The organism is Pseudomonas sp. B1-22, assembly GCF_050474425.1.
Classification (GTDB): Bacteria; Pseudomonadota; Gammaproteobacteria; order Pseudomonadales; family Pseudomonadaceae; genus Pseudomonas.
The window spans coordinates 437,557-452,833 of the sequence record NZ_JBCHVH010000003.1 but is presented as its reverse complement, the minus strand read 5'-3'; the positions used below and the strand labels follow the sequence as shown (position 1 = coordinate 452,833).

General features: G+C 67.4%; 13 protein-coding genes. 8 read left to right on the top strand and 5 right to left on the bottom strand.

Annotated elements, in window-relative coordinates:
• The first annotated feature begins 118 nt into the window (after window positions 1-118).
• Window positions 119-1,576, top strand: coding sequence for a TolC family outer membrane protein (locus ACQ5BL_RS13990; protein ID WP_207882247.1), 1,458 nt, complete (start codon window positions 119-121; stop codon window positions 1,574-1,576).
• Window positions 1,577-2,161: 585 nt separating this feature from the next.
• Here the strand turns inward: ACQ5BL_RS13990 and ACQ5BL_RS13985 are convergent.
• Both ACQ5BL_RS13985 and ACQ5BL_RS13980 read right to left on the bottom strand, forming a co-directional pair.
• Window positions 2,162-2,959: a class II aldolase/adducin family protein gene (locus ACQ5BL_RS13985; RefSeq protein ID WP_243804353.1), complete on the bottom strand. Its 798-nt coding sequence runs from the start codon at window positions 2,957-2,959 to the stop codon at window positions 2,162-2,164.
• 70 nt (window positions 2,960-3,029) lie between these two features.
• Window positions 3,030-4,073, bottom strand: a complete 1,044-nt coding sequence (locus ACQ5BL_RS13980) for an ABC transporter substrate-binding protein (protein WP_243804351.1) — start codon at window positions 4,071-4,073, stop codon at window positions 3,030-3,032.
• Window positions 4,074-4,391: 318 nt separating this feature from the next.
• Between ACQ5BL_RS13980 and ACQ5BL_RS13975 the strand changes: the two genes are divergently transcribed.
• The 3 genes from ACQ5BL_RS13975 (at window position 4,392) to ACQ5BL_RS13965 (ending at window position 7,476) form a co-directional block, all read left to right on the top strand.
• Window positions 4,392-4,742 carry an AraC family ligand binding domain-containing protein gene (locus tag ACQ5BL_RS13975; protein WP_243804348.1) on the top strand — a complete coding sequence of 117 codons (351 nt, stop codon included), beginning with the start codon at window positions 4,392-4,394 and terminating at the stop codon, window positions 4,740-4,742.
• A gap of 39 nt (window positions 4,743-4,781) precedes the next feature.
• Window positions 4,782-6,731: an FAD-dependent oxidoreductase gene (locus ACQ5BL_RS13970; RefSeq protein ID WP_430293170.1), complete on the top strand. Its 1,950-nt coding sequence runs from the start codon at window positions 4,782-4,784 to the stop codon at window positions 6,729-6,731.
• Window positions 6,732-6,882: 151 nt separating this feature from the next.
• Window positions 6,883-7,476, top strand: coding sequence for a helix-turn-helix domain-containing protein (locus tag ACQ5BL_RS13965; protein ID WP_207882239.1), 594 nt, complete (start codon window positions 6,883-6,885; stop codon window positions 7,474-7,476).
• Window positions 7,477-7,803: 327 nt separating this feature from the next.
• Here ACQ5BL_RS13965 and waaA read toward each other — a convergent pair whose 3' ends face one another.
• Together waaA and ACQ5BL_RS13955 are read right to left on the bottom strand one after the other, a co-directional pair.
• Window positions 7,804-9,075, bottom strand: coding sequence for a lipid IV(A) 3-deoxy-D-manno-octulosonic acid transferase (gene waaA / locus ACQ5BL_RS13960; RefSeq protein WP_243804344.1), 1,272 nt, complete (start codon window positions 9,073-9,075; stop codon window positions 7,804-7,806).
• Window positions 9,076-9,229: 154 nt separating this feature from the next.
• Entirely contained in the window at window positions 9,230-10,114 is an 885-nt protein-coding gene (locus ACQ5BL_RS13955; RefSeq protein WP_243804341.1) for a LysR family transcriptional regulator, read from the bottom strand.
• Window positions 10,115-10,250: 136 nt separating this feature from the next.
• On the opposite strand from ACQ5BL_RS13955, the gene ACQ5BL_RS13950 reads away from it, so the two are divergent.
• The 4 genes from ACQ5BL_RS13950 (at window position 10,251) to ACQ5BL_RS13935 (ending at window position 13,949) form a co-directional block, all read left to right on the top strand.
• Window positions 10,251-10,583: a DMT family transporter gene (locus ACQ5BL_RS13950; RefSeq protein ID WP_207882235.1), complete on the top strand. Its 333-nt coding sequence runs from the start codon at window positions 10,251-10,253 to the stop codon at window positions 10,581-10,583.
• 177 nt (window positions 10,584-10,760) lie between these two features.
• Entirely contained in the window at window positions 10,761-11,936 is a 1,176-nt protein-coding gene (locus ACQ5BL_RS13945) for an NAD(P)/FAD-dependent oxidoreductase (protein WP_243804338.1), read from the top strand.
• A complete protein-coding gene (locus tag ACQ5BL_RS13940) occupies window positions 11,933-12,736 on the top strand; it encodes an aldo/keto reductase (protein ID WP_243804336.1) in 804 nt (267 codons plus the stop codon). The genes ACQ5BL_RS13945 and ACQ5BL_RS13940 overlap by 4 nt, the downstream gene beginning before the upstream one ends.
• Window positions 12,737-13,037: 301 nt before the next feature.
• On the top strand, window positions 13,038-13,949 hold the full coding sequence (locus tag ACQ5BL_RS13935) for a metal ABC transporter ATPase (protein WP_243804334.1): 912 nt from the start codon (window positions 13,038-13,040) through the stop codon (window positions 13,947-13,949).
• Between the two features lie 116 nt (window positions 13,950-14,065).
• On the opposite strand, the gene ACQ5BL_RS13930 is transcribed toward ACQ5BL_RS13935, so the two are convergent.
• A complete protein-coding gene (locus ACQ5BL_RS13930) occupies window positions 14,066-15,271 on the bottom strand; it encodes an acyl-CoA dehydrogenase family protein (protein ID WP_243804332.1) in 1,206 nt (401 codons plus the stop codon).
• Window positions 15,272-15,277: the final 6 nt, after the last annotated feature.

Genomic DNA, 15,277 nt, shown 5'->3' with positions numbered 1-15,277 from the left:
GCAGCTGCCTACAGACAGCTACACTCCTGCCTCGGAAGGCTCGTACGAACGTGCCTTGACCGCCATCGGCGGCGACCGTAGCCTTGCCCCACCTCGCATCACTTTCTAGGACGAACGAATGCTGCGCAGACTCTCCCTGGCTGTCGCCGTGGCCGCTTCGACAGGCTTTGCCTGGGCCGCACAGCCCGCTCCGGCGGCTTCTTCTCTGCCGACCAAGACGGACCTGATCAGCGTCTACAAGGACGCCGTCGACAACAACGCCGACCTCGCCGCTGCGCAGGCCGACTATATGGCCCGCAAGGAAGCCGTGCCGCAGGCACGTTCCGGCCTGCTGCCGCAGATCAACGCCGGCGCCAATGTGGGTAGCACCCGCACGTCCCTGGACGAGCCCAACACTACGTTCAACCGCAACAGCCAGGTGATCCAGGCGACCCTGAGCCAACCGCTGTTCCGCGCCGACCGCTGGTTCCAGCTCAAGGCCGCGAAGGACACCACCGAACAGGCCCAGCTGGAATTCTCCTCGACCCAGCAGCAGTTGATCCTGAAGAGCGCCGAAACCTACTTCGGCGTGCTCCGCGCCCAGGATAACCTGGCCGCCAGCAAGGCCGAGGAAGCAGCCTTCAAGCGCCAGCTCGACCAGTCCAACGAACGCTTCGATGTCGGCCTGTCGGACAAGACCGACGTGCTCGAATCCCAGGCCAGCTACGACACCGCGCGGGCCAACCGCCTGGTCGCCGAGCAGCAGGTGGAGGACGCCTTCCAGGCCCTGGTCACCCTGACCAACCGCGAGTACAGCGCCATCGAGGGCATCCTCCACTCGATGCCGGTCGTGGCCCCGATGCCCAACGACGCCAAGGCCTGGGTGGACACCTCGGTGCAGCAGAACCTGGCACTGCAGGCCAGCAACTACGCCGTCAACGCCGCCGAAGAAACCCTGCGCCAGCGCAAGGCCGGCCACCTGCCGACCGTCGACGCCGTGGCGCAGTACCAGAAGGGCGACAACGATTCCCTGGGCTTCGCCAACTCCGGCATTCCCGGCGATCCGCACTACGGCAAGTGGGTCGACGAGAGCAGCATCGGCCTGCAGCTCAACGTACCGATCTACAGCGGCGGCCTGACCAGCTCCCAGGTGCGCGAGGCCTACCAGCGCCTGAACCAGAGCGAGCAACTGCGCGAAAGCCAGCGCCGCCAGGTGGTGCAGGATGCCCGCAACCAGCACCGCGCGGTGAACACCGACGTGGAACAGGTGAAGGCGCGCCGCCAGGCGATCATCTCCAACCAGAGTTCGCTGGAAGCCACCGAGATCGGCTACCAGGTCGGTACCCGCAACATCGTAGACGTACTGGACGCCCAGCGTTCGCTGTACAACTCGGTGCGCGACTACAACAACACCCGCTACGACTACATCATCGACAACCTGCGCCTGAAGCAGACTGCCGGCACCCTGGCGCCGAGCGACCTGCAGGCCCTGACCGCCTACCTGAAGCCGGACTACAACCCGGACAAGGACTTCCTGCCGCCGGACCTGGCCAAGGCTGCGGAAGCCCAGCTCAAGGCCGGCACCAAGCAGCAGTAACCGAGCCCCATGGAAAAGCCCCGCGATGCGGGGCTTTTTCTTTGGAGCGCCGCAACGCCATCGCCAGACCGCAGGAGCGGACTCCGTCCGCGATGGGTTCGCTTCCTGCCGGCATCCCCCGGGATTACGTTGCCCACCCTTTCGCGGACAAGGTCCGCTCCTACGGGAGCAAGACGCTCTGCCTTTGCTCTTGAAGACTTCCAGCGAAACATCCGCGAGCGCCGGAGCGCCCCTTCAGGAGGCCGAGTGGAATCGGAGTTTCAGGGGTTGAGCGGCATGGATGCCGCGAGAGCGTCGTCGGGCCAGGGATGGCCCGTCGACGCGGGCCCCTGAAACTCCGATGGAGCGAGGGAACCCCGGCGAAGCCGGGGCCGGATGATGGGGCAAGACCTTTGGTTACTTTCTGTCGTTTGAGAAAGTAACTCGCCCGAGGGGGCGAAACAAAATCCCTCAGCCCACGCCGAAGCGGCGCTGAAACACGGACGAAAAGCATCGCGGACGGAGTCCGCTCCTACGCTCGGGTCGGGTGTAGGAGCGGACTCCGTCCGCGATCGCTCAACGTCAACGCCGGAACTTCGCCGGGCCTCAGTCCCGATACCCCGGCGCCACCCGATCCAGCATCCGCAGCAGCGCCCCCCAAGCCAGGTCATTGCCATCCGGATCGCTCAGCTCGCCCTCGGCCAGCGGCCGCTGCGGCGCGTTGAACTGCTGCTCGGTATAGCGGCAGACCTCCTCCGACGGAATCACCAGCTCGCCGCCGGCCTGCGCCGCCAGCTGGATGTCGCAGGCCTTCTCCAAGTAGTACATGCGCAGGAACGCCTGCTGCACGGTCCGGCCCACAGTAAGCAGCCCATGGTTGCGCAGCATCAGGCCGATGTGGTCGTTGCCCAGGTCGCGCACCAGGCGCTCCTGCTCGTCCATTGACAGGGCGATGCCCTCGTATTCGTGATAACCGAGCCGCCCATAGAACTCCATGGACATCTGGTTCAGCGGCAGCAGCCCGCAGGCCTGCGCGGCCACCGCGCAACCGGCGCGGGTGTGGGTGTGCAGCACGCACTGCGCATCCTCGCGGGCGCCGTGGATGGCGCTGTGGATGACGAAGCCGGCCGGGTTGACCTTGTACGGCGTCGGTTCCACCGGGTTGCCGGAAAGGTCGATCTTCACCAGGCTCGACGCGGTGATCTCGTCGAACATCAGCCCATAGGGGTTGATCAGGAATTGGTGCTCGGGGCCGGGGATGCGCACCGAGATGTGGGTGAAGATCAGGTCGCTCATGCGGAAGTGGGCGATCAGCCGGTAACAGGCCGCCAGCTCCTCGCGCAGTTTCCACTCCTCCGGCGGACAGGTGGCGCGGCTCACGGCCTGCGCCGACATCGACGTCATGGTGCTTTCCTCCTCACACGGCTCTCTTCTCATGGAGAAACGCCGGGGAATCGCTTCCCCGGCGTCACGCTCACTGGGCGGCCCAGGCGTTGAAGCGCTCTTCCAGCTCCTCGCCATGGTCAACCCAGAACTCATCGTCCATCGCCAGCCCCTGGGGCAGGTTCTGCGGCGAGGTCGGCACCCAGCCGGCCAGGTCCGACGGCAACCGCTCGGCGGCCTGCTTGTTGGTCGGACCATAGGGGATGTGCTTCACATAATCCACCTGGGCATCGGACTGGTTGGCAAAAGCGATGAAACGCTTGGCCGCGTCGACATGCTGCGAGCCCTTGATGATCGCCCAGTAGTCCATGCCGTACAGGCTGCCCGGCCAGACCAGCTGCAGATTGCGCCCGCCCTTGAAGGCATCGGCGATGCGCCCGGTGTAGGTGGTGGTCATCACCACGTCACCGGCAGCCAGCCACTGCGCGGGTTGCGCGCCGGCTTCCCACCACTGCACGTAGGGCTTGATCTGGTCGAGCTTGGCGAAGGCGCGGTCGACGCCGGCCTTGGTGCCCAGCTCCTTGTACACATCGGCCGGTTTCACTCCGTCGGCCATCAGGGCAAATTCCAGGTTGTAGATGGCGCGCTTGCGCAGGCCGCGCTTGCCGGGGAATTTCTTCACGTCCCAGAAGTCGGTCCAGGACTGCGGCGCCGGCTTCAGCTTGTCGGCGTCATAGGCGATTGCCACACCCCAGACCAGCGCGGCGGAACCGCAGTCCTTGGCGGCATTGGGGATCAGCTGGTCCTTGCCGCCAATCTGCTGCCAGTCCAGCGGCACGAACAATCCTTCGTCGCAGCCGCGAGCCAGGTCAGGGCCCTCGATCTGCACCACGTCCCAGTCGGCGTGGCCGGTGTCGGCCATCACCTTGATGCGGGCCATTTCCCCGTTGTACTCGCTCTGGGTCACCCCGACCCCGGACTGCTTGCTGAAAGGCTGGAAGAAGGCCGCATCCTGGGCCTTCTGGCCGGCGCCGCCATAGCCGACCACCACCATGTTCTCGTTGGCCTGGGCAGCGGCGCAGCAGAGTCCGAGGGCGAGCAGCAACGAATGCACAGCGTTCTTGCGGAAAGTCATTGAGCATACCCCATGTCATAGGAGGTCACGGGCGCAGCGCAAAGCGCCACGCGCACGCTGGATGGGCGCGCCGGAACAACGGGCAGAGGTGGAACGGTGGCCTGCGGACAAGCCCGCAAAGCGAGGGGGGACCGTGCGGGACGGTTCATGCGCCTCTCCTCTTGTAGTTGTTGTGGAGCACGTCGCGGTTGAGCCCGAAAGACCGGGCCGGGAATGAAACTACCCAGTCACTTTTAAAAAAACAAGTTGATTTTTTACTGGCGGTAAATTTCCATAGGCTCAGCTTAGATGACCTATCCCGACTTCAGGAGAACCCCCGTGTCCGAGGTCCGCCACTTCCAGCAGTCCGCCCTGCAGTTCCAGTCCTATGCTGGCGAACCGGTCGACAGCGCCGCCATCTGCCGCCTGATCGGCCCGACCGACAGCCAGACCATGGGTGCGGGCCTGGCGCGCTTCGATGGCGTCTCCATCGAATGGACGGTGCTCTACGACGAACTGATCGTGGTACTCGAAGGCCACTTTCGCCTGCGCCTGGCCGACCGCGTGATCGACGCCGCGCCGGGCGACGTGATCTGGGTACCCGAACGTACCCCGCTGGCCTATGAAGGCGAGAAAGCCTGCGTGTTCTACGCCCTCTATCCGGTGGATTGGCAGGTGCGCAACGCCTGATCCGCCAACCGCACAACAACAAGAATCCGGAGTTGCCCGATGAGCCAGTTCCCCCACCTGTTCAGCCCCTTGAGCATTCGCGGCAAGACGCTGAAGAACCGCATCATGTCCACCGGGCACGACACCTCGATGCCCACCGACAACCTGGTCAACGACCAGCTGGTGGCCTACCACACCGCCCGCGCCAAGGGCGGCGTCGGCCTGATCGTGCTGCAGGTCGCCGGCGTACACGACAGCGCCCGCTACACCTCCCACGTGCTGATGGCCACCGACGACGCCTGCATTCCCGGCTACCGGCGCATCGCCGAGGCGTGCCATGCCGAGGGCACCGTGGTGCTGTCCCAGGTGTTCCACCCCGGCCGCGAGATCATGGAGTCCAGCGATGGCCTGCTGGCCGTGGCCTACTCCGCCTCCGCCTCGCCGAACGAGCGCTTCCGCGTGATGCCCCGCGAGCTGAGCCAGGCGATGATCGACGAGATCATCGAGGGCTACGCCAACGCCGCGCGCCGCCTGCACGCCGCCGGCATCGACGGCGTGGAAGTGGTGGCCAGCCACGGCTACCTGCCCGCACAGTTCCTCAACCCGCGGGTGAACCGCCGCAGCGACGGCTACAACGGCGACCTCGACGCGCGCCTGCGCTTCACCCGCGAAGTGATCGCCGCCGTGCGTGCCGCCACCGACGAAAACTTCATCATCGGCCTGCGCATCTCCGCCGACGAGCGCGACCCGGAAGGCCTCACCGAGGACGAATCGCTGCAGGCAGTGAAGTCCCTGCAGAACGAGCTGGACTACGTGCACATCGTCGCCGGCACCTCGGCCTCCCTCGGCGGCGCCATCCACATCGTGCCGCCGATGGCCGTCGAAGCGGCCTACCTGGCCAACGAGGCCGGCACTTTCAAGCGCAGCCTGGAGATCCCGCTGTTCGTCACCGGGCGCATCAACCAGCCGCAGGAAGCCGAGCTGATCGTCGCCCGCGGCCAGGCCGACGTCTGCGGCATGACCCGCGCGCTGATCTGCGACCCGCAGATGCCGAGCAAGACCGAAAGCGGCCACGTCGAGGACGTGCGCGCCTGCATCGCCTGCAACCAGGCGTGCATCGGCCACTTCCACCGGGGCTACCCGATCTCCTGCATCCAGCACCCGGAAACCGGCCGCGAGCTGATCTACGCCGAACGCCAGATGGCCGCCCAGCGCAAGCGCGTGCTGGTGGTCGGCGGCGGGCCGGCCGGGATGAAGGCAGCTGCCGTGGCGGCCCAGCGCGGCCATGAGGTCACCCTCTGCGAAGCCAGTGGCCAGCTCGGCGGACAGGTCAACCTCGCCCAGCTGCTGCCGCGTCGCGCCGAGTTCGGCGGCGCCTCCACCAACCTGCAGCGCGAGATGCAGCTGGCCGGCGTCGAAGTACGCCGCAACACCCGCGTCGACCGCGCACTGGTCGAGCAGGAGCGCCCTGACGTGGTGATAGTCGCCACCGGCGCCAAGCCCTATCGCCCGCCTTACGAAGAGGCCGGCGACCTGCAGGTGGTCGACGCCTGGCAGGTGCTGCGTGGCGAAGTGAAGATCGGCCGCTCGGTGCTGGTCACCGACTGGCGCGCCGACTGGATCGCCCCCGGCATCGCCGAGCGCCTGGTGCGCGAGGGTCACCAGGTACAACTGGCGGTGAACGGCACCCACGTCGGCGAGAACCTGCCGCTCTACGTGCGCGACCACCTGGCTGGCGAGCTGCACCGCCTGGGCATCGCCATCACCACCTACGCCCGCCTGTACGGCGTCGACGACAGCACCGTCTACCTGCAGCACAGCGCCAGCGGCGAGCCGATGCTGGTGGAAGGCATCGACACCCTGGTCCTGTGCCAGGGCCACCAGCCGGTGGACGAGCTGGCCGACGAGATCGCCGATCTCGCCGAAGTGCGCCGCATCGGTGACTGCCTGGCGCCGCGCACGGCGGAGGAAGCGATCTACGAGGGGCTCAAGGCAGGTTGGGCGATCTGAGTGCCTCCTGTAGGAGCGCGCCATGCGCGCGATCGCGGGCATGGCCCGCTCCTACAGGTCAATTCCGGCGTCAGATGGCAAACCGGCGGTCCACAGCTCCGGCGCATTGTTTAGAATGCCCCACGACGACCATCGCCAGGACCCTCGCCGCATGAGCCAGAAAGCCCCGCAGGAAGCACCCGCCAACGCCGAAGCGCAGTTCCTCGGCACCCGCATCCGCGGCCTCCGCAAGCGGCGCGGCATGACCCTGGCGGAGCTGGCCGAGCAGAGCGGGCTGACCGCCGGCTACATCAGCCAGCTCGAACGCAACCTGGCCTACCCGTCGATTCCCGCGCTGTTCAACATCGCCCGCAGCCTGGGCGTGACCATCCAGTGGTTCTTCGCCAGCGAAGTGCAGGTCGACCCGGCCGATGCCGGCTACGTGGTGCGGCGCAACGCCCGCACCAGCGTGCATTACGAGGACGGCATCGTCGACGAACTGCTCAGCCCGCAGCCCAGCCGCCAGCTGGAAATCCTCCACTCGCGCTTCCCGCCGGGCACTTACAGCCAGCAGAGCTACAGCCACGACGGCGAGGAAGCCGGCTACCTGCTCAGCGGCACCTTCGAGCTGTGGGTGGGCGAGCGGCATTTCCTGCTCAGCGAAGGCGACAGCTTCAGCTATTCCAGCCAGGAGCCGCACCGCTACGGCAATCCGGGGGATGTGGATGCGGTGGTGATCTGGGTGATTACGCCGCCGACGTTCTGATGCGGCGTAGACGGATACCTGTAGGAGCGAGCTTGCTCGCGAACCTGCCTGATGCCGATGCTGCCGGAAGAGCGTTCGCGAGCAAGCTCGCTCCTACAACAGCCGAGGTACCAGGAAGTTCGGGGACGCGCGCCGCCCCTCACCCCAGCCCTCTGCCGGCGGGAGAGGGAGCAGATCGGCGCAGACGCCAGGCCCCGGCGCCTGCCTGCACGCTTTTTTGAAAGACACAGTATCCAGCTAACTTGGTCGCACGCTTCACACCTTACGGTCCCCTCTCCCCCTGGGAGAGGGCTAGGGTGAGGGAAACCCGCCCACGCCGAAGCCCGATCAGCCGTTGATCAACCGCCCCAACCCATCGAGCAACCGCCCCAACGCCCCCTGGTTGGCCTTCATCACGCCCAATCCCGCCTCCGCCATGCGCTCGGCAGAAACCGGCTCATCCCACAACGCCGCCACGGCCACCGCCAGCGAAGGCGCATCCGCCACCTCACGCAGCGCACCGACGTCACGCAGCTGCGCGGCGATCTCCAGGAAGTTGAACAGGTGCGGCCCGGACAGCACCGGCTTGCCCAGCGCCGCCGGCTCCAGCAGGTTGTGTCCGCCGTTGGGCACCAGGCTGCCGCCGACGAAGGCGACATCGGCCAGCGCATAGAGGAACAGCAGCTCACCCATGGTGTCGCCGAGCAGCACCTGGGTGTCCGCCGTGACCAGCGCGCCGGTGGAGCGCCGCAGGGTGCGGAATCCTTCGCGGGTGCACAGCTCGAACATCGGGTTGAAGCGCTCCGGGTGACGCGGCACCAGGATCAGCAGCGCGTCCGGGTGCCTCTCCAGCAACTGGCGATGGGCGGCAAGGACGATCTCGTCCTCACCGGCATGGGTGCTGGCGGCGATCCAGACCGGCCGCTGCTGCGCCTGCCACTGGCCGCGCAGCTCATTGGCACGGGCCAGCAGTTCCGGATCGATGGTCAGGTCGAACTTGATCGAGCCGGTGACGCTCACGCAGTCCGGACGCGCACCCAGCTGGCGGAAGCGTTCGGCCTCGGCCTCGGTCTGCACGGCAATCCAACTCATCTCTTCGAGCATCGGCCGGGTCAGCCCGCCGAAGCGCGCATAGCCCCGCGCCGAGCGCTCGGACAATCGCGCATTGGCCAGCGCCACCGGAATGCCGCGCTTGGCGCACTGGTGGATGTGGTTCGGCCACAGCTCGGTTTCCATGATCACGCCCAGCACCGGCCGCGCACGGTCGAGGAAGCGCGCCGCCGCCCAGGGCAGGTCGTAGGGCAGATAGCAGTGCTGTACCTGGTCGCCGAACAGTGCGCGGATGCGCTCGGAGCCGGTGGGCGTCATGCAGGTGACGGTGATCGGCAGATCGGGATGGCGCTGCATCAGCGCGCGGATCATCGGCGCGGCGGCGATGCTCTCGCCCACCGACACCGCGTGCACCCAGATGCCGCCGGGCTTGAGCGCCGGCAGGCCGAGGGCGAAGCGCTCGCCGACGCGCTGGGCATAGGCCGGCGCCTTGCGCGAACGCAGGAACAGGCGCAGCGCGACCAGCGGCAGGCCCAGGTGGAACAGCAGGGTATAGAGGGTCCGGTTCATGGCGGCGGAGAGTAGCAAATTCCAGCGGCCTGCCGCTGCACAGGCACCCCCATGGGAGCGGCTTTTGACTTTGTAGGAGCGGACTCCGTCCGCGATTGGCCATCGGCGCGCGCGGGCATCATCGCGGACGGAGTCCGCTCCTACGACAAGCTCGTCATACGGGCAACGCGAGGTGTTCGGCGAAACACTCGCCCAACCACTGCGCCGCCGGCCCCAGCGGCTCGTCGCGGCGCCAGACCAGTTCCACCACCAGCGGCGGCGGCGTCCAGTCGCTGGCCAGCTCCACCAGCAGCGGCTGATAGGCCGGGTACTGCGCCACGTGAGTCGGCAGCCAGGCCCAGCCCAGGTCGCGCATCAGCAGTTCGGCCATGGCGTAGAAACTGTCGGCACGCCACACCAGCGGGCTGATCTGCTCGCCGCCGGGGTAATGGCTGTCCTGCGGGGCCATCAGCAATTGGCGATGCCGCGCCAGCTCCCGTCGATCCGCGTAGTCCAGCTTCGCCAGCTCATGCCCGGCACCGCATACCGTGACCATTTCGATGGTGCCCAGGCGCTGGCGCTCCAGCGCCGCCGGCATGCCCTCATGGTGGAACAGCAGGCCAAGGTCAGCGCGACGCTCCAGCAGCTTGCGCGCCACGTCGCCCTGGGCGCCGCTGGCCAGCTGCACTTCTAGCGAGGGAAATTCCCGCGCCAGCGCCTGAAGGCCCGAGAGCACCGGCTGGTAGGGCATCGCCTCGTCCTGCGCCAGGCGCAGCAACGGCTCGGTGCCGCGCACCAGCGCCAGCGCGCGGCTTTCCAGACGTTCGCACTGGCGCAGCACCTCCCGCGCCTCATCCAGCAGCGCCCTGCCCTCGGCGGTCAGCACCGGCTGGCGGCCGCTGCTGCGGTCGAACAGGGTTACCCCCAGGTCGCTTTCCAGCAGGGCGATGGACGAGCTCACCGCCGACTGCACGCGCTTGAGCTGACGTGCCGCCGCCGAGAAGGACGATTGATCGGCAGCGCTGACGAAAAGCCGCAACTGGTCCAGATTCCACTGCATGCCCCCTCCCCAGCCTATCTCCAATCAAGATAGGTAATGACTTTATCCCATCATCCAGATGACTAGAATGCCCACCAGACCGAACGCAACCCACGCGCCGCACACCGCGGCGCGTCGCTTCCGGGGAGGACCTGTCATGCCCGGCTATCTCTACCTCGCCATCGCCATCGTCGCCGAAGTCATCGCCACCGCCTCGCTGAAGTCGGTGAAGGGCCTGTCCACTCCCCTGCCGCTGCTGCTGGTCATCGTCGGCTACGCCATCTCCTTCTGGATGCTGACGATCGTGGTGCGCAGCATCCCGGTGGGCATCGCCTACGCCATCTGGGCCGGCCTGGGCATCGTGCTGGTCAGCATTGCCGCCCTGGTGCTCTACCAGCAGAAGCTCGACACCCCGGCCATTCTCGGCATGGGCATGATCGTCAGCGGCGTGGTGGTCATCCAGCTGTTCTCCCGCACCGCCGGCCACTAGGTACTGATCGGCTGCGCGTCGGCCAGGCGGCGTTGGAAGTGAATTCGGCCTGCTCATTGACTGCAGTCAACTCCGCGGCCTCATCCCCTTCCGCCTAGCCTGGCTCTAGCTCGCGCGATCAGCAGTCAGGCCGAGAAGGTTATACTGCGCCCTTCGTTTTCCCCTCGAGGCGCTTTCATGTCCGAATCCCTGAGCACCGACATCCTCATCGTCGGCGGCGGCATCGCCGGTCTCTGGCTCAATGCCCGCCTGCGGCGCGCCGGCTTCTCCACCGTGCTGGTGGAGAACACCGCGCTGGGCGGCGTGCAGAGCATGCGCTCGCAAGGGATCATCCATGGCGGCACCAAGTACGCCCTGCACGGCGCGCTGACCGGCGCATCCGAAGCCATCGCCGACATGCCGGCGCTCTGGCGCGACTGCCTGGCTGGCACCGGCGAAGTGGACCTGCGCGGCGTGCGCGTGCTCTCCGATGCCCACTACCTCTGGTCGCCCGGCGGCTTGGCCGGCAACCTCACCAGCTTCTTCGCCAGCAAGGCGGTACGCAGCCGTGTCGCCCAGGTGAAAGGCGCGGAACTGCCGCCCGCGCTGCAGGACAAAGCCTTCAAGGGCAAGGCCTACCGCCTCACCGAACTGGTGCTGGACGTGCCCAGCCTGATCGCCCGCCTCGCTGAGCTGGCCGGCGACAGCCTGTTGGCCGGCGAGCGCATCGAAGCACTGCGCGAGGGTGGTCAACTGGCCGGCCTGCGCGTGGATGGCCGCGAGATCCGCGCCCAGCGCGTGGTGCTCAGTGCCGGCGCCGGCAACGAGGCCCTGCTGCGCGAACTGGGCGTGGAGCGTCCGGAGATGCAGCGCCGCCCGCTGCACATGGTGCTGGTCACCGCGCCGACGCTGAAACCCTTGTATGCCCATTGTGTCGGCGGCGGCCCCAAGCCGCGCGTCACCGTCACCACCCATCCCCTGAGCAACGGCGACTGGGTCTGGTACCTGGGCGGCGATATTGCCGAAGCCGGCGGCGTGGCGCGCAACGAGGCCGAACAGATCGCCGAGGCGCAGCGTGAACTGCACAAGCTGGTGCCCTGGATCGACCTCTCCGCCGCGCGCTGGGCCACCTTGCGCGTGGACCGCGCCGAGCCCTCGCAGAACAACCTGCTCCGCCCGGACAGTGCCTTCCTCGCCGAAGACGGCGCGCTGCTGGTCGGCTGGCCGACAAAGCTGGCCCTGGCGCCGAACTTCGCCGATCGCGTACTGGAATCCCTGGAAAAGAGCGGCATCCGCCCGCAAGCCAGCGCCGCTCTGCCCGAGCTGCCGCGTCCGCCCATGGCCCGCCCGGTCTGGGAGGAGCTGCTCGGATGAAAACCCTCCACCACCTGCACCGCCCACTGGGCAGCACTGGCCTCTCCATTTCGCCGCTGGGCCTGGGCACCGTGAAACTGGGCCGCGACCAGGGCGTGAAGTATCCCGAAGGCTTCCGCATCCCCGATGACCGCGAGGCCGCCGACCTGATCGCACTGGCCCGCGACCTGGGCATCAACCTGATCGACACCGCGCCGGCCTACGGCCGCAGCGAGGAGCGCCTCGGTCCGCTGCTGCGCGGCCAGCGCGATGCGTGGGTGATCGTCAGCAAGACCGGCGAGGAATTCGACGCCGGCCAGTCGCACTTCGACTTCAGCGCCGCCCACACGCGCCGCTCCGTGGAGCGCAGCCTCAGGCGCCTGGAAACCGACTACATCGACCTGGTGCTGGTGCACTCGGACGGCAACGACCTGGACATCCTGCAGGGCACCGAGGTCTATGCAACCCTGGAGCGTCTCAAGAAAGAAGGCCTGATCCGCGGCTTCGGCTTCTCCGGCAAGACCGTCGATGGCGGCCTGCTGGCCCTGGAGCGCGGCGACTGCGCGATGGTCACCTACAATCTCAGGGAGCAGGCGGAAAAGGCCGTGATCGACCGTGCCCAGGCCATGGGTCGCGGCATCCTGATCAAGAAGGCCCTGGCCAGCGGCCACGCCGCCCTCGCCCCCGGCGTCGACCCGGTACGCGCCAGCTTCGAGCTGGTGCTGGGGCATCCGGGCGTGGCCGGCGCCATCGTCGGTACCATCAATCCGCTGCACCTCGCGCACAACGTGAGCATCGCCGCCGAGGTCCTCGACCACTGATCGGCGGTCATGTGGATTACCCATTCCTGTGCCATGCTCAGATTCCCCGGTGAAAACCGGGGACATGGAAACTGTCGTCATCCAGTGATCCCCGCGCAATAACCTCGGAATCATCCAGCCTTTCAGGGAAAATCTCGGAAATCCTCTGGATTTTCGATGGCGCCAGGATCGGCGTCAGGCTGTCTGGACTGTAGCGACCCCGAAATCGATCGGCCGGACCGTCCCCGCAGACGGTCAGTGTTGCTGTCGGCGCGGCCTTGCCAGGCACGCGCGGCGGCGCCCTGTACGAGAAGGAGCCCACATGCCCCGTACGCTCGCCCGCAAGGACCCGACCGCCTTCAAGACCCTGCCCCTGCTGGTGGAAGCCGGCAAGGACGGGCTCACCTACCAGACTCTGGGCAAGCCCCTGAACTTCGCCCAGGTGCTGGAGCGCCGCCGTGCCATCCAGCTCGGCGACAACGAACACTTCGTCGCCGAGCTCGCCAACCTCGGCGTCTCGGTGCGCCTGACCCTGAACTTCCAGGGCCGCGACCACTGGCTGCTGGTGCGCCAGCGCCGTCTGGACCGCGGCGACACCGTGCTCAAGCTGATTTCCGGCTATGTGCCGGCCCATGAGCTGAACCTGCCACTGCTCACCGCGATCCAGGAAGTGGCCGAGGAATGCCTGGTGGAGACCGCCGACGGCTGGCTCGGCGGGCGCTTCGGCGACACCTGGCTGCCAACGCCCTATGAAGGCACCCTGCACTACCGCGAAGACAGCCACTTCTCCCTGACCCCGCTGTCCGGCGCCTCGCGCCCGGTGCAGGCCGGCGCCCTGCGCCTGCTGGAGCGCCCGCAGGCCTACGTGCATCTGCCGACCGCCTCGCTGCAGCTGGTCTATGACCTGCGCATGGAGCTGCCCCGGGACGCCCGTGACGTCAGCCTGTTCCACGTCGACGAAAAACTCGAAAGCGGCCCGCTGGTGGCTCGCCTGGACCGTCGGCGCCCGGACCTTTACCTGCTGCCGCTGGACCATGGCCAGCCGACCGGCGAGCTCTACACCCTGAGCAAGGGCGAACTGTGCAAGGCGAGCACCCGCGGCGTCTGGCTGTCGGAGAGCTTTGCCGAGCAGGATGGCTGGCTGGTGCGCGACGAGCGCGTCCGTTTCCGCGACTGGATGGAGCAGTGGCCGCCCGCCGCCGGCAATGCCGGCAGCGGGCGGCGCACGGCCTGACTCCCCCGACGTGAACCCGCCGGCCTGACGGCCGGTTCGCGGGCATGGCCCGCTCCTACAAAACCGGTCTCACCCGTAGGAGCGGGCCACGCCCGCGATGAGCGGCCGAAGACCGCTCACTTCAACTGACTCGAACTCTTGCCCAGCAGCCGCCGCGCCACGATCAGCAACTGGATCTGCTGGGTGCCCTCGAAGATGTCGAGGATCTTCGAATCCCGCGCCCACTTCTCCAGCAGCTCCTCCTCCCCGTAGCCCAGCGCTCCCGCCAGCTCGACACACTTGAGCGTCACCTCGTTGGCCACCCGCCCGGCCTTGGCCTTGGCGATGGACGCCTCCTTGGAGTTGGGCAGGCGGTTGTCGGCCATCCAGGCGGCCTTCAGGGTCAGCAGGCGTGCCGCTTCCCATTCGGCTTCCAGGCGATACAGCGTGGCTTCGGCATGACTGGCACTGAGCAGCGGCTGGCGATAATCGAAGCGGCAGCCGGCCTTCTTCAGCAGCTCGCGGGTGCGATCCAGCGAAGCCTTGGCCACGCCGATGGCCATGGCGGCCACCAGCGGGCGGGTGTTGTCGAAGGTTTCCATCACCCCGGCAAAACCTTTCTGCACGTCGATCTCGGCATTGCCCAGCAGGTTGGCCGCCGGCACGCGGCAGTCGCTGAAGCTGATGGATGCGGTGTCCGAGGCCTTGATGCCGAGCTTCTTCTCCAGGCGGGTGACGGTCATGCCCGGCGTGCCCTTCTCCACCACGAAGGACTTGATCGCCGCGCGGCCCAGGCTCTTGTCCAGGGTCGCCCAGACCACCACCGCGTCGGCGCGGGCGCCGGAGGTGACGAAGATCTTCTCGCCGTTGAGCACATAGTGATCGCCCTCGCGGGTGGCAGTGGTGCGGATCGCCGCCGAGTCCGAGCCGCAGCCCGGCTCGGTGATGGCCATGGCCGCCCAGGTGCCGGCGAAGCGCTTGAGTTGCTCCTCGTTGGCCACCGCGGCGATGGCGGCGTTACCCAGCCCCTGGCGCGGCATGGCCAGCAGCAGGCCGGTGTCGCCCCAGCACATTTCCATCACGCCCAGGCAGGCGGAGAGGTTGCCGCCGTTCTTCACGCCCTCTTCCATGCCGGCCTTGCGTTTGCTGGCGGAGGTGGCGCCCACGGCATCCGGCGAGCCGGCGTTCATGCCGTCCAGCAGCGCGGCCAGCAGGTCCAGCTCCTTGGGATAGGCATGCTCGGCCTTGTCGTACTTGCGCGAAATCGGCCGCAGGTAGTTCTCCGCCACCTGGCGGGCCTGGTTCTGCAGGGTGCGGAATTTCTTCGGCGTCTCGAGGTACATGGAAAA